The sequence below is a fragment of the Pseudomonas saudiphocaensis genome (genome assembly GCF_000756775.1).
GTDB lineage: Bacteria > Pseudomonadota > Gammaproteobacteria > Pseudomonadales > Pseudomonadaceae > Stutzerimonas > Stutzerimonas saudiphocaensis.
The window spans coordinates 1,430,032-1,444,072 of record NZ_CCSF01000001.1; the positions used below are offsets into that span (position 1 = coordinate 1,430,032).

The following is a 14,041-nucleotide window of genomic DNA, read 5'->3' on the forward strand; positions in this document are numbered from 1 at the left end:
AGTGGCGTGCGCTAGCTGGCGGACGGCAGCGGATGGGCTTCGAACCAGGCGCGCGCTTCGGCGGGCATCACGCCGATCCCCTGGAAAGTCTTTACCCGCAGGCCCCGCTCTTCACCACGGTGGTACAGCGCCCGAGCGCAGCGGTTGGCCAGGAGCCTGCGTTGCAGTAGGCGGGTGATCTGCTGGGTATGGCCGAACGGCGCAACCCAATCGTGAATCCACATGCAGTCCCCGCTGTTCCAGTCCGCGTCGGGAATGCACAGCGGTGACTCACGCAGGTAACGCGCCTGCGCCTGCGCGCTTAGGTTCAGCCAAGACAGGTAGAACACCGGCTTGCCCTGCTCGCAAGCAAGGATGAACTGCTTGTGCTTGAGCGCCGGCAGCAGCAAAGCCGACAGACTGTGCAGCGGCGCATCACGATGCGCTGGTGAATGCATCCACAACCAGACGGCGGAGCCGAGGACCTCGGCTTCGTTCCAAGGGCTGTCAAACAGACCGGGGGCGGTGAAATCCAGGGTATCGAAGCGCATGGCCTTCCTCAGAACGACAAGTTGAGATTGAATCCCGGTGGTGCTGTCGGCGGTCTTGAAGCCATCGGGCTTGTCGAGCGCTTGCCCCCAGAACAGGTCGTAAGAGAGAGCCTTGTAACCACCGCGCAGGCCGATGACAGCACCGGCCAAGTGCTTGCCAAGCAGCCACTCGCTGGAGCTGCCGCCCACCTCGCCGTAATCCAACCCCAGATATAGCTCCTGACCGCTACGTCCCAGAGCCAGGCCCAGATCGTTGCGGATCAACCAGCCTCGTTCGGCGGACAGAATGTTCTCGCCATCGAAGCCGCGCACGGTGTAGCGGCCGCCGATGGAGAATCGGTCCTGCGGTACCAGCGGCGTTCGATTCCACTGCGCACGCCAGCTACCGGTGTAGCGCAGGCGCTGGCGGGCTAGCTCGAAGGGCACGTGCGCTTGGGCGTGGGCGGTGATGATCGCAGCGCGCGAGGTGCCTTCACCGAAATCCTCTTCCGGTGCCCTTAGGGAGTTGTGGGCTCCAGTGCCACGTCGGTAGCCGAGGCCAAGGTCAAGGGTACTGGTGCCGACAAACTCACGGTGGCTGAGGTCAAACGCCCACCCCGCCATGCGCCGACGCTGCACTTCGATCTCGGTATCGTCGATATGGTTGCTTGATGAACGGGTCCAGCCACCGAGAGCGGCTATGGTCTTGCGCACTCCGTCGCGATACAGAAGGCGAGAAAGGCGCACTTCGTTGTTGCGGCTATGCCCACTGTAACGATAGGTCTGGCTCGCTCCCGCCACGCTCTGGTGGTAGTCGTACTCGCTGGCGGTGATCCCCAGCATCCAGTAACCGTAGGGCAACGAATAATGCAGGGTATGCCCCTTGCTACCACGCTCACCGGATTGTCCGCCGCCCAGATCGTGGTTGTAGCTTAGGTAAAACAGATCATTGAGGGTCAGCAGGTGGTCAAACGACAGCGCCACGTTACCCTGGTACTTGCCCGTCGAGTCGCTGCCTGAGTCGTCCAGGGACAGGCTCAGGCGCAACGGTAGCGCCTGTTTCCAATGGATCACCACATCACTTTCGCCAGGCTTGGCGTCAGCACCTTCTGCCGGAACGATCTGGATATCAGCCTCGGCAGTAGGAACCCGCTTGAAGTTCTCCAAGGCCTGTTCGATATCGCGCAAGTTGAGCAGATCGCCCGAGTTAGCAGGCACGGCATTCCAGATCCTGGCCCTGCTACTGCTGTTCTCGGCGAAACGGATGTTGCGGATGCGGCCTGGTACCAGGGTCAAGCGGAGCGTCCCCTGGTTCAGGTCCTGGGGCTCGGCCAGTACACGAGTGGTGACGAAGCCTCGGGCAACGATCGCATTCTGGATGCGTTTCATACTCAGGTTGATGCCGGTAGCTCCCAGACAACGACCTAGAGCTGGGTCATCCGCGGGGTTGGCGGCACTTAGCGCCCACTGAAAAGCAGGCGCTGCCTCGCCCAGCAGCTGAATATGGTGAATGGCAAAACAAGGCGTTTCCTGTTCGGGTAGCCGGTCGCCGTCAAACTGCGCTCCCGGCAGTTCAAAGCGCACGTCAGGAGAAGGTTCTAGCTTTTCACGCTGAGCGCGCTCGCGCTCCTGCTGGCGCAGTAATTCCTGTCCCAGCACTGAATCGGCAGCCGCAGCGGGGCCAGCCAGGATCAGCAGAGAAACCAGCAAAGCATGCTTGAAAGTCGGTGCGACTAAAGAGGCATGACAAAAGGCTACCGCCGACTTGCCCGCACGGCAAAGCAGTAGCCCCCTGCTCCGAGAGGGAAAAAACATTTCGCGTCCTTGTGAAATTGAACTCCTAATACGGGTCCATTATCACGCGTTCATCCCTGAGCGATTGCTAGCCACTTCGCATCAATCTTGCACGACTTGGTCAATAACGTGCGGTAACTAACAAACTACGGCTGACACCTGAAAACGTCAGCCGCGTTTTTTGTCGAACAGTGCCTTTACTGATTTCGACTCACCCTCCACACCGTATTAGCCAGATCATCAGCAACGATCAGCGCGCCGCGCGGATCAACCGTCACACCGACGGGGCGGCCGCGGGTCTTGCCGTCGTCGGTGCGAAAGCCGGTTACGAACTCCATCGGCTCACCGGATGGTCGACCGTTTTCGAAGGGAACGAAGATCACCTTGTAGCCCACCGGATTTTTTCGGTTCCAGCTGCCGTGTTCTCCGATAAATACGCCATCGGCGTACTCCGGGCCCATGACTTCGCTGGAGAAGTCCAGGCCGAGGGCGGCGACGTGGGAGCCCAGGGCGTAGTCCGGCGTGATGGCGGCGGCAACCTTGTCCGGGTCCTGCGGCCTCACGCGGTCGTCGACATTCTTGCCCCAGTAGCTGTAGGGCCAGCCGTAGAAGCCTCCTTCCTGTACCGATGTCAGGTAATCCGGCACCAGGTCCTCCCCTATTTCGTCCCTTTCGTTGACTACCGCCCACAACTGCCCGGAACCCGGTTGGATGGCGAGGGCAGTAGGGTTACGCAGGCCGGTTGCGTAGGGTTTGTAAGCGCCCGTCTCGGCGTTGATCTGCCAGACGAGCGCACGATCCACTTCGGCCTCCATGCCACGCTCGGTGATGTTGCTGTTGGAACCGATACCCACATAGAGGAAGCGACCGTCAGGGCTGATGGTCAGCGCCTTGGTCCAGTGGTGATTGATTGCCGATGGCAGGTCGGTGACTTTGACAGGCGGACCGCTGGCCTCTGTCTGGCCATCCTGATAGTCGAAGCGCACCAGCGCATCCTGATTGGCCACATAGAGGTTGCCGTCATGGAAAGCCAGCCCATAAGGGGCATTGAGGTCTTCGGCGAAGACCGTTTGCAGTTCGTAGGTGCCATCACCATCCGCATCGCGCAGCAGCGTCAGGCGATTACCACTTTCCACAGAGGTATTGCCCTTGGCCTTGATATAGCCAGCAATTACGTCCTTGGGCTTGAGCTTGGCCGCATTACCGCCACGCCCTTCCGCCACGAGGATGTCACCGTTGGGTAGCACCAGGGTCTGGCGCGGGATCTTGAGGTCGGTTGCGATGGCGGTAACCGTGAAGTTCTCAGGCACCGTCGGTACCTGATCGCCCCATGGCGTGGGCTCGGCGATCTTCATGCTGGGCAGCAAACCCCGCTCTGGATCGGGCAGCTTGGGCTCAGCGCCATAGGTTTGGGCGATGTTCTGTTCGTCGCCACCACATGCGCTCAACAGCAATGCCAGGCTCAGGGCGGTCAGCGGGCTGATGTAGTTCATTTGGCACCCCTCGAGCGCAGGTTGGTAAGTCCGATACCGGTCGCCACACAGGCCAGCAAGGTAACGATTAACGAGAGGATCAGGCCATTGGGCATCGCCGCCCATGCATCCTTGGCATGCTCAAGGGAGTTGACGAAGCCCAACACCCAGGTGGCCAGCAGCAGCAAAAAGTAGAGCGCTGGTCTACCCGCCTTGTGCTCGGCTCGGATCAGGTTGACCAGTGCGAAGAGCAAGGCCAGGCCACAGAACACCAGGCCTCCGGCAATCAGCCATGAGGAAAAGTTGCTCCACTGGATCTGGTAACTGCGGTAGTAAGCGATGTCGCTCAACAGGGCACCGAGGAACAGGGGGACAGTCCCGGCAAGCAGGGTCGCATGCAGCGGATTCGGCGTGCTGCGGCGGGATCTTCGATGCGTGCGGTGGGTGGTTTCGGTCACGGCGGGGCTCCTCATCGCTGGGCGTCCTGACCGGCATTGCGTATGTGATGGCCGGTCAAGCGCGCTCTGAACTGTGCATAGATGAGGATTGTGTGGCCTGGGTGTTAGTTCACTGCCGTCTGCCGCAAGGAGGTGAGTGCCCGTCTCTACACCGCGTCCTGGCCCATGTGGGATAGAGAAGATCAAAGCGCGCGAAGCTAGGTCGAGAAGCATGAGAAGAAGATCAGGGCGCTGAAAAAGCTGCTTGAATTCAGGAACCGGGCCGCCTGCTCCGACGGTTTCTCGCTTTTGTTTCAAACCCTTTCCGCCAGCCGTTTCGCATCGTTCCGGCAACGACTCTTTCCCTAGAGAATCCTGTTCTCGGCAAGTCCGGAATCCACCAAGCTCGCGTCCACCTGCCCCAGGTTTCGCACTCCGCAAAGCGCCATGGCCACTGCCAGCTCCGAACCCAGGCTGCTCAGCAAGCGCTCGACCGCTGCCTCGCCTCCGGCAGCCAGCGCCCAGGCCCAGGGGCGTCCGATCATTACACCCTGGGCGCCAAGCGCCAGAGCCTTGAGAATGTCCACACCGCTGCGGATGCCGCCGTCGACCAGGATCGGCAGGCGCCTGTCGAGCGCCTCGGCGACTTTTGGCAATTGGCGGATTGTGGAGGAAACGCCATCCAGCTGCCGGCCCCCATGGTTGGACAGGACGATGCCATCGGCACCGCAATCGAGCGCCCGCAGCGCGTCGTCCGGTTCCAGAATGCCCTTGAGAATCAGCTTGCCCGGCCATTGCTCGCGCAGCCAGCGGATGTCGGACCAGGTCACGCAGGGGTCGAACTGTGCATCCAGCCACGCCTTGAACGCGCGCAGGTCGTTGGGATCGACCACCCGATCGGTCAGGTTGCCAAAATGGTGTGGCTTGCCGCGAATGCCCACGTCCAGCAGCCAGCCGGGGCGCTGCATCAGTTGCGTGGCCTTGGCGAGCTTGCCGCGCCAGGTGCCGTCGAGCATGCCGTTGCGCATGTCGCGGCGACGAATTCCCGCCACGGCCAGGTCCACGGTGAACAACAGGGTGTCGCAGCCGTTGGCCAGCGCCTGTTGCAGCAGGCCCTGCACCGCTTCGCGGTCGCGCAGCATGTAAAGCTGGAACCAGCACTTCTGCGCACTCGCCGCGTGCACCTCAGCCAACGAACAGATACCGACCGTGGACAGACCAAAGGGCACCCCGGCCGTCGCCGCGGCCCGCGCGGCCTGAACCTCGCCTCGCCGCGCATAAAGCCCGGCCATGCCCAGCGGCGCCAGCGCCAGGGGCATACTCGCTGGCTGGCCGATCAACTCGCAGCGGGTGTCGACGTTGTCAACATCACAAAGCACCCGCTGGCGCAGATGCACCTGCTGGAAGTCCCGGCAGTTGGCGGCCAGCGTCTGCTCGTCACCCGCGCCGCCATCGATGTAGTCGAACAGGAAGCGCGGCAGGCGGCGCTCGGCCAGCCGCCGGTAGTCGTCGCAGCTGGCGGCCATGCAGGCAAAGACAGGGCTCATCGTCGTGCTCCTCAACCGGTCACTCGCCGCCACAATGCACGGCTCACCACACGCACCTTGTCGCGTGGCGTGAAACGCTTGAGGGTGGCCTTGACCACGCCCTCGGTAAAACGTGTCCGTTTGCTGTAGTCGATGCGCACATCCACCAGCACCGGCCTGCCCTCCCCGGCCAGCGCCATGGCGCGATTGATGCCTTCGGCGCACTGGTCGTTATTCTCGATGGAAACGAAGGCGGCGCCGGTGGCTTCGGCCAGTGCTGCCAGGTTGAGTGGATGCAGTACCGTGCAGGCCTTGCGGTTGTAGGGGATTTCCTGCGCCTGGGCGATCTGCGAAAGCTCGCCGTCATTGAACACGAAGAGCGCCATGCCCAACCCCAGGCTGCTGGCGGTAACCAGTTCCAGGCCGGTCATGCGCAGCGCGCCGTCCCCCACCACGCCGACCACCTGCCGGTCGGGGTTGGCCAGCTTGGCGCCGATCATCCCCGGCACGCAGTAGCCCATGGCATTGAAATCACTGGGCGAGATGAAACCGCGCGGGCCATGGATCGGCATCAGCTCTGCCAGCAGGAAGGTATGGTTGCCATCGTCGGCCACCACGATGGCTTCATCGTTCAACTGAGCGCGCAGGGCCTGGCAGAACAGCGCCGGGTTCACCCGCCCGCGGCTGTCGTGCTGCAGCCATTCCTTCGCATAAGCGGCCTTGTCCGCCGTGATTCGCGCCGGTAGCGGGCTGGCCGGCGCTTCGCTGCGAAGCGCCCGCACTTCGACCAGCAGAGCGGGAATCAGCTGTTCCGCCGCGCCGGCTACCGCTACCCGCGTGGGGTAGTTGGCATCGAACACCTGCGGGTTGATATCCAGGTGAATCAGGTTGTCCGGCACCGGCATGCTGAAGCTGCCGGTGGGAATTTCGGCGAAGCGCGTGCCCACCGCCAGCAGGCAATCGCAACCGGCGAAGGCATTGGCCGCAGCCGGCACGGCGTATTCGCCGAAGCCCATGCCCACATGCAGCGGATGCGTGGCGGGAAAAGCACTGAGCCCCTGCAAGGTGGTGCAGACCGGGGCGCCCAGCAGCTCGGCCAGCTGGATCAGTTCAGCCTGCGCACCCACCGCGCCCCAGCCGAGGAACAGGCCGGGCTGGCGAGCCTCCACCAGCAACCGCGCCGCTTCGCGCAACTGCGCCGAGTCATGGCTTGGCACCGGCGGTTCGACCACGAATGCCGGCATCTCGGGCACCTCGCCGAGGAAGTTGCCAATGTTGTAGGGCAGCTCGACGAACACCGGCCCCGGTTCCCCGCCGGTGGCAATGCGATAGGCCTGGTACAGCGTGGGAATGACCTCGGCATGACTGAGTATGCGGAAGGTCGCCTTGGTGATGGGCGCCAGCAGCGCGTGCTGGTCGATGTCGTGCAACTGGTATCGCCGGCCGCTCTCGCTGTGAATACCGCCGGAAATGATCAGCATCGGAATGCCGTCCAGCCCTGCCTCGCCGATGCCGCTGGCGGCGTGGGTGACGCCCGCGGCGGGCACTATCACCAGGGTACCGATGCTGTTGCCGGTACGGCTGAAGGCATCGGCCATAAAGGCCGCGCCGCACTCGTGGGTAACCAGCACCGGCTGGATGCTGTCCGAGGCGTTCAGCTCGTCATAGAGCTCGGTGTTGTGCACGCCGGGAATGCCGAAGGTGTGGGTGACGCCCAGTTGCTCCAGGGCGAAGCGTGCAAGTGCGGCTCCGGTTTTCTTCATGGCTCTGTTCCTTGTTCTTATCTGTGCGACGCGTAGCCGACGATAGCCTGCGCGGCGCGGCGGCCATTGAGGATGCAGTTGGACAGAAAGGTGCCTTCCAGGGAGCGGATTCCGCTGATGCCACCACCGCCGAAGCCCGCCGCCTCTCCCGCGGCATAGAGGCCCGCCACCGGTCTGTTCTGCTCGTTAAGCACTCGCGAGTGCAGATCCGTCAGCATTCCGCCCATGCTCTTGCGGCTGATCAACCGGGTGCGGATGGCAATCAGCGGACCACCGCCGGAATCCAGGATCGGCCGTATGCGGCAGGTACGCAGCCGGTCGCCGCGCCATTGCCGCAGTTGCTGCAACCGGCGCAGCTGTTCGTCGTTGTACAGCGCCGGGCCGCGACGGATACCGGCATCGTGGCGCTTCACCGTGGCGGCCAGCAGGTTCGTATCTAGGCGGTCATCGCCGGCCAGCATCGCCATCTTCTCGGCCAGTTGTGGGAGGCTGTCCGCCGCCAGCACATCGGGGCATTTGTCGATCATCCAGCGCACCAGCTCACGGTTGCCAGTGGCAAGCTGCCAAAGCAGCCGCAGCATCCTGCGGTCACGAAAATGTGGATTACTGTCGGTGCCGGAAATCGCCATTTCCTTAATTGCAATGCGCCAGTTGAGTAGCTGCCAGCCGTACTGGCCGGGCAGATGGCCGATGCGCTTGCACTGGTCATGGGTATCGAAACCGCCGACCAGAGGCTGCGGCCCGATGCGCCGGCCGCTGGGCTCAAGCCAGAGAGCGGAGCGTGAGGGAATCAGGCTCAAACCATGTTGCGGATACTGCGGCTCCGGGTGTGCGATACCGGCAGCGTAGTTCCACATGCGCCCCAACTTGACCACCTGCCCGCCCACCGCCTGCACCTGCTCATGCAATGCGCCATCGGCACGGGGGTCAGTACCGTTGAGGATGTTTTCGGGGAACGGACCGTAGAGTGGGTCCCAGTGCTGGCGAACCTTGCCCAGGTCACCGTTGATGCCGCCGCTGCACACCACCACATGCTCGGCTTCGATCAAGAAATCGCCCGTGCTGCTGCGCCCGTGGCAGCCCACCACGGCGCCGTTGCGCCGCTCCAGCCCCAACACCCGGTGCTCGAACAAACAGCTCAGCCTGTCGTGCTCGAACATTTGTCTGGCCAGCGTCTGTGCGATACCGCGTCCGCAGCCCCAGGCCACGTGATAGCGGGGCAGCGAGTTTCCATCCCCGAAATTGCCGCGTTCCACCCACTGCACCGCTGGGAAAAAACTGATGCCGCGCTGCCGTAACCAGTCGTATACATCGGCCTTGTTGCGCTCTGCGTAGATTTCCGCCCAGCGCCGCCCCCACAGATCGTCCGGCTCAAAAGCGGCCACACGCAGCCAGTCTTCCAGCAACAGCTCTGGTGAGTCCTGCACCTTGTTGCGCCGCTGTTCCGGAGTGCCGCACAGCAGCATGCCGCCGAAGGCGTCGTTGGCTTGGCCACCGCAATGGCTGCGTGGCGCGGCATCGACCAGCAGCACTTTGCGTCCGCTATCAAGCAGCTCCAGTGCGGTGCTGATTCCCGCCAGCCCGGCACCGATCACCAGGGTTTCACAATGATGATGTGCTGTGTTCATAAAAGGGGCTCTTCCCTGATGCGATAGATTCAGCCTAGGTGAGCCCAGCGTTATGGGCCTGACATTTCACGAAGGGAAAGTTGACATATTGCGAATGCCGACAGAAATAGGCTTATATTCAGCCGGAATGATGGCGCAGTCTGGCTTGTGTAGAGCAGTTGGAGATCAGCGCAATACGCGGGTTTCGCAGCAGAAGCGAAGCGCCACTCGACCACTCCACAGCTGCCGCTCACCAGGATCATTTGTATGACCCAGATCGCCCGCAGCGCGGTATTTATCGGCTTCGACAGCCTGTGTCATCGCTACGGCCTCAACCCGCACGAGCTGGTGCGCCGCTGCGAACTCGATCCGCTGGTACTGCGCCGCCCCGATCTGTATGTGCCTTATGCGCGTTTTGCCCAGGCACTCAACCTGGCCGCAGCGGAAGGTCCGGCACCCAGCTTCGGCCTGCAGCTGAGCGAGTATCACGACTATCTGGTGCTTGGTCCGTTCGGCCTGTTATTGGCCCAGGCAGATAGCTTCGCCGAGGTGCTCAAGCTCACCCAGCAGTACGTACATCTGCATGCCCAGGGCATTTCCCTACACCTGGGAAGCGACGAGGAACAGTTGCGCATCGAGTACCGCCTGCAGCTGCAGGAGCCGGTGGACCTGCGTCAGCTGCGAGAGCTCGGGCTGGGTGTCACACAGCGCAGCATGGCCAGTCTGTTCGGCGAACAATGGCAGCCACACCAGCTGCTTGTCAGCCATGCAGCCATGGGCGATCCAGCCGAATATGCACGGCTGTTCCCCTGTCCCGTGCTGTTCGAGCAGCCCTGTAGCGGTTTCGTCGCGGGCAACGATATTTACTCGCTGCGCCCGCTGGAACAACGCAAGCAGCTCAAGTCTCACCTGATCGAGCAATACCGTTTCAGCCAGCATCTGCCGACGGATATCACCGAGCAGATCCGCTACGTCCTGCAGTCCATTCTTTCCACCGGCGAAGCCCGGCTGGAGGTCGTCGCGCGCCTGCTAGGGCAGCATCCGCGTAGCCTGCAGATGGCGCTGCAGAAACAGGGGCAGACCTTTCGCGAATTGCTTGATCAGGTTCGCTACGCTGAAGCACGTCAGCAACTGCGCCTGTCTACACAGTCGATTACCGATCTCGCGCTGCATCTGGGCTATGCCGATGAGACGGCCTTTTCCCGCGCCTTCAAGCGCTGGAGTGGAATGGCGCCGCGACACTGGCGCGCGCATTCAGCACGGCAGACGTTGCCGGATGCTTCTTGCTAAGCTCGGACACATCACCCTGGAGGACCCACCCCATGCTCCGCACCACGACCCTAATCGCCGGCCTTATGTTGTCTGCTGGCGCCTTTGCCCTTTCGCTGTCCGACCTGAGCCAGGGCGACGCCAACGCAGGCCTCAAGGATGCCCTCAGCCAGGGCGCCAAGGTTGCCGTGCAGCAACTCGGCAAGCCAGGCGGTTTCAGCAATGATCCGGATGTGCGCATCGAGCTGCCGGGCAACCTCGGCAAGGCCTCGCGCATGTTGAAGATGCTGGGCATGGGCGCGCAGGTCGAGGCCCTGGAAGACAGCATGAATCAGGCCGCCGAAGCCGCCGTGCCGCAGGCCCAGGAGCTGCTGCTGGACGCGGTGAAGAAGATGACCGTAGCCGATGCCAAAAGCATCCTCGCCGGTGGCGATGATTCGGCAACCCAGTACCTGAACAAGACCAGCCGTGATCAGATCCGCGAGCGCTTTATGCCGATCATCAAGCAGGCCACCGATAAGGTCGGCGTCGCCCAACAGTACAACGCCATCGCGGCCAAGGCTTCGGGGCTCGGCGCGGTCGATGCGAAATACGGCACCATCGAAGGCTACGTCGCCGAGCAAGCGCTGGACGGCCTGTTCACAGTAATCGCCGAGCAGGAAGCAAGCATCCGTAAGAATCCTGCACAGGCGGCAACCAGCATGGCCAAGAAGGTGTTCGGCGTACTGATGGGTAACTGAGGATTCGGGCAGGGCCGCGATGTACCACGGAGAAAGACTCAACGCTTGGACGCACCTGGCTGGCGGAGTGCTAGCACTCATCGGCAGCGTCTGGCTACTGGTACTGGCCGCCATGAGCGGCGACGTTGCAAAGATCGTCAGCGTGGCGATCTATGGCTTTACTCTGGTGCTGCTGTACAGCACCTCCACGCTTTATCACAGCCTGCGCGGGCGGGCGAAGGTGATCATGCAGAAGCTGGATCACCTGTCGATCTACCTGCTGATCGCCGGCAGCTACACGCCCTTCTGCCTGGTTAGCCTGCGCGGCGCCTGGGGTTGGTGGTTGTTCGGCATCGTCTGGAGTCTGGCCGTAATCGGCATGCTGCAGGAGATCAAGCCACGCTCGGAAGCACGGGTGCTGTCGGTGGTCATCTATGCGGTGATGGGCTGGATCGTGCTGGTGGCGGTCAAGCCATTGCTCGCCGCGCTTGGCGGAGAAGGCTTTGCCTGGCTGGTGGCCGGTGGCGTGCTCTACACGGTGGGCATTATCTTTTACGCCTACGACCAGCGCTTTCTCCACTGGCACGGTATCTGGCACCTGTTCGTGATGGCCGGCAGCCTGCTGCACTTTGTGGCGATTGCGAAGTATGTGGTCTAGCGCCTCAACCATGGGTGTGGCTGGCCATAACTTCGCCTATATAGGCGGCGGCAAACGCCAATAACTGTATATTCATACAGATAAAGATTGCCTGCAGCTCCGCCGCTGCGCATGCTATGCCCGTTGCGACAACGGATAGATGAAGCGATGCGGCTGTTTCTCTGCGAAAAACCTTCACAGGCCAAGGACATTGCCCGGGTGCTCGGCGCCAACCGACGCGGCGACGGCTGCTGGCTCGGTGCCGGCGTGACGGTGACCTGGTGCATCGGCCACTTGTTGGAAACCGCCCCGCCGGATGCCTATGACCCACGCTACAAACGCTGGGTGCTGAGCGATCTGCCGATCATTCCCGAGCGCTGGAAGATGCAGATCAAGCCGAAGACCGCCAGCCAGTTCAAGGCGGTAAAGCGCCTGCTTCTTGAGGCCAGCCAACTGGTGATCGCCACCGACGCCGACCGTGAGGGCGAGATGATCGCCCGCGAGCTGGTGGAACATTGCCGCTACCGCGGGCCGATCCAGCGCCTGTGGCTGTCTGCGCTGGACGATGCCTCGATCCGCAAGGCGCTGGCGGCGCTCAAACCGGGTGCTGAAACCTTCAACCTCTATCATTCGGCGCTGGGCCGCTCACGCGCCGACTGGCTGATCGGGATGAACATGAGCCGGTTGTTCACCTTGCTCGGGCGCCAGTCCGGTTATCAGGGCGTATTGCCGGTGGGTCGTGTGCAGACGCCGACGCTGCGCCTGGTTGTAGATCGCGATCGCAGCATCGCCGACTTCGTCCCGGTGCCCTACTGGGCCATCGAAGTGCAGTTGCAGGCCGACGGCATTCCATTTACCGCACAATGGCGCGCCAATGAGGATGTCTGCGACGAGCAAGGCCGCTGCATTCAGCAACCCCATGCCCAGCAAGCGCTGGAAGCCATCAGCCAGGCGAGCCATGCCGAGGTGGTCAAGCTGCGCACCGAGCGCATGCGAGAGGCGCCACCGCTGCCCTTCGACCTGGGCACCCTGCAGGAAATCTGCTCGAAGAAGTTCGGCCTCGGCGCCCAGGAAACCCTGGATATCGCCCAGGCACTTTATGAAACCCACAAGCTGATTACTTATCCGCGCAGCGACTGCGGTTACCTGCCACTGAGCCAGCACGGCGAAGCGCCGGCCATCATCGCCGCACTTGGCCGCAGCGACCCAAGCCTCGCGTCATTGTTCGAACAGCTGCAGCCGCAACGCCGCTCGCGGGCCTGGAACGATGCCAAGGTCAGCGCTCACCACGGGATCATTCCCACCGCTGCCGCCACTGATCTGTCACGCCTGGTGGGCAAGCAGCGTTCTGTCTACACCCTGATTCGTGCGCGCTATCTGGCGCAATTCCTTCCCAATCACGAATACGACCGCACCCAGGCGGACTTCGACTGCGCCGGGCAGGCGTTGCGGGCGGTAGGCAAGGTCATCGTCGAGTCTGGCTGGCGGCGCGCCATGCCCGAAGCGCTGGCGCCGGCCAAGGGCCGCGAGCCCACGCCTGCGCAAGCCTTGCCATCGCTGCATCAGGGCCAACGGTGTGCAGTGACAGACGTGACGCTGAAGGATCTCTGGACTCAACCGCCCAAACCCTTCACCGAGGGCGATCTGATCAAGGCGATGAAGAATGTCGCCAAGCTGGTGGACGACCCACGCCTCAAGCAGAAACTCAAGGACACCACCGGCATCGGCACCGAAGCAACGCGCGCCGGCATCCTTCAGGGCCTGCTGGATCGTGGTTACCTGACCAAACAGGGCAAGGCGCTGTCGGCCAGCCCCGCCGCCTTCAGCCTGATCGATGCGGTACCTCGGGCGATTGCCGACCCTGGCACCACGGCAATCTGGGAACAGGCGCTGGACATGGTGCAATCCGGCGAAATGAGCCTGGAGGAGTTCGTCGCCAAGCAGTCGGCATGGATGCGCAAACAGGTGGAACGCTGTCGCGACCTGCGCCTGACCATCAGCGGCCCGCCAAACCCACCGGGCAAAGCCGCACCTTGGAAAAAGAAGAAGCGCAAGGCTGTGCCGAAGAAGGCTGTCAAACGCACTTGAAACGGGGGCATTGTCGTTGGGGCGTCGCCTACCGCCAATTCGCAGTAGACGACGGAAACGCCTGCGGTGGTTCCATCCTACAAAACTGCATTCGGCGCGGGGGCGCGCCTTGTATGGTTTTCCTGCAGGTCCAAACTGGACTTGTCAGGGTGGAGGGGGCAAGCGCGCCTTCCGGCCTTTCGGCACGGACTGTGGGAGATTTAGCCCCCGCCCTTCTCAT

At 62.6% G+C, this 14,041-nt stretch carries 10 protein-coding genes and 1 pseudogene; 4 read left to right on the forward strand and 7 right to left on the reverse strand.

Annotated features, from left to right (window positions below):
- Nucleotides 1-11: 11 nt before the first annotated feature.
- From BN1079_RS17705 to BN1079_RS06685, 7 genes and pseudogenes are all read right to left on the reverse strand, one after another.
- On the reverse strand, nucleotides 12-530 hold the full coding sequence (locus BN1079_RS17705) for a toxin-activating lysine-acyltransferase (protein WP_171819325.1): 519 nt from the start codon (nucleotides 528-530) through the stop codon (nucleotides 12-14).
- 180 nt (nucleotides 531-710) lie between these two features.
- Nucleotides 711-2,324, reverse strand: a pseudogene (locus tag BN1079_RS06660) (ShlB/FhaC/HecB family hemolysin secretion/activation protein); the annotation flags it as partial.
- A gap of 176 nt (nucleotides 2,325-2,500) precedes the next feature.
- On the reverse strand, nucleotides 2,501-3,796 hold the full coding sequence (locus tag BN1079_RS06665) for a PQQ-dependent sugar dehydrogenase (RefSeq protein WP_037023183.1): 1,296 nt from the start codon (nucleotides 3,794-3,796) through the stop codon (nucleotides 2,501-2,503).
- Entirely contained in the window at nucleotides 3,793-4,233 is a 441-nt protein-coding gene (locus BN1079_RS06670; protein ID WP_037023187.1) for a DUF2231 domain-containing protein, read from the reverse strand. The genes BN1079_RS06665 and BN1079_RS06670 overlap by 4 nt, the downstream gene beginning before the upstream one ends.
- Nucleotides 4,234-4,577: 344 nt before the next feature.
- Complete coding sequence (locus BN1079_RS06675; protein ID WP_037023188.1) at nucleotides 4,578-5,759, reverse strand: L-lactate dehydrogenase; 1,182 nt, start codon at nucleotides 5,757-5,759, stop codon at nucleotides 4,578-4,580.
- Between the two features lie 11 nt (nucleotides 5,760-5,770).
- On the reverse strand, nucleotides 5,771-7,501 hold the full coding sequence (locus BN1079_RS06680; protein WP_037023190.1) for a thiamine pyrophosphate-binding protein: 1,731 nt from the start codon (nucleotides 7,499-7,501) through the stop codon (nucleotides 5,771-5,773).
- A 17-nt stretch (nucleotides 7,502-7,518) separates the two neighbouring features.
- On the reverse strand, nucleotides 7,519-9,129 hold the full coding sequence (locus BN1079_RS06685) for an FAD-dependent oxidoreductase (RefSeq protein ID WP_037023191.1): 1,611 nt from the start codon (nucleotides 9,127-9,129) through the stop codon (nucleotides 7,519-7,521).
- Nucleotides 9,130-9,375: 246 nt separating this feature from the next.
- Here BN1079_RS06685 and BN1079_RS06690 point away from each other — a divergent pair, with 246 nt between their 5' ends.
- From BN1079_RS06690 to BN1079_RS06705, 4 genes are all read left to right on the forward strand, one after another.
- Complete coding sequence (locus tag BN1079_RS06690; RefSeq protein WP_052114442.1) at nucleotides 9,376-10,398, forward strand: AraC family transcriptional regulator; 1,023 nt, start codon at nucleotides 9,376-9,378, stop codon at nucleotides 10,396-10,398.
- Nucleotides 10,399-10,430: 32 nt separating this feature from the next.
- On the forward strand, nucleotides 10,431-11,117 hold the full coding sequence (locus BN1079_RS06695; protein ID WP_037023192.1) for a DUF4197 domain-containing protein: 687 nt from the start codon (nucleotides 10,431-10,433) through the stop codon (nucleotides 11,115-11,117).
- 19 nt (nucleotides 11,118-11,136) lie between these two features.
- Nucleotides 11,137-11,754, forward strand: a complete 618-nt coding sequence (trhA, locus tag BN1079_RS06700) for a PAQR family membrane homeostasis protein TrhA (RefSeq protein WP_037023193.1) — start codon at nucleotides 11,137-11,139, stop codon at nucleotides 11,752-11,754.
- Between the two features lie 147 nt (nucleotides 11,755-11,901).
- A complete protein-coding gene (locus BN1079_RS06705; RefSeq protein WP_037023194.1) occupies nucleotides 11,902-13,821 on the forward strand; it encodes a DNA topoisomerase III in 1,920 nt (639 codons plus the stop codon).
- The last annotated feature ends 220 nt before the right edge of the window (nucleotides 13,822-14,041 follow it).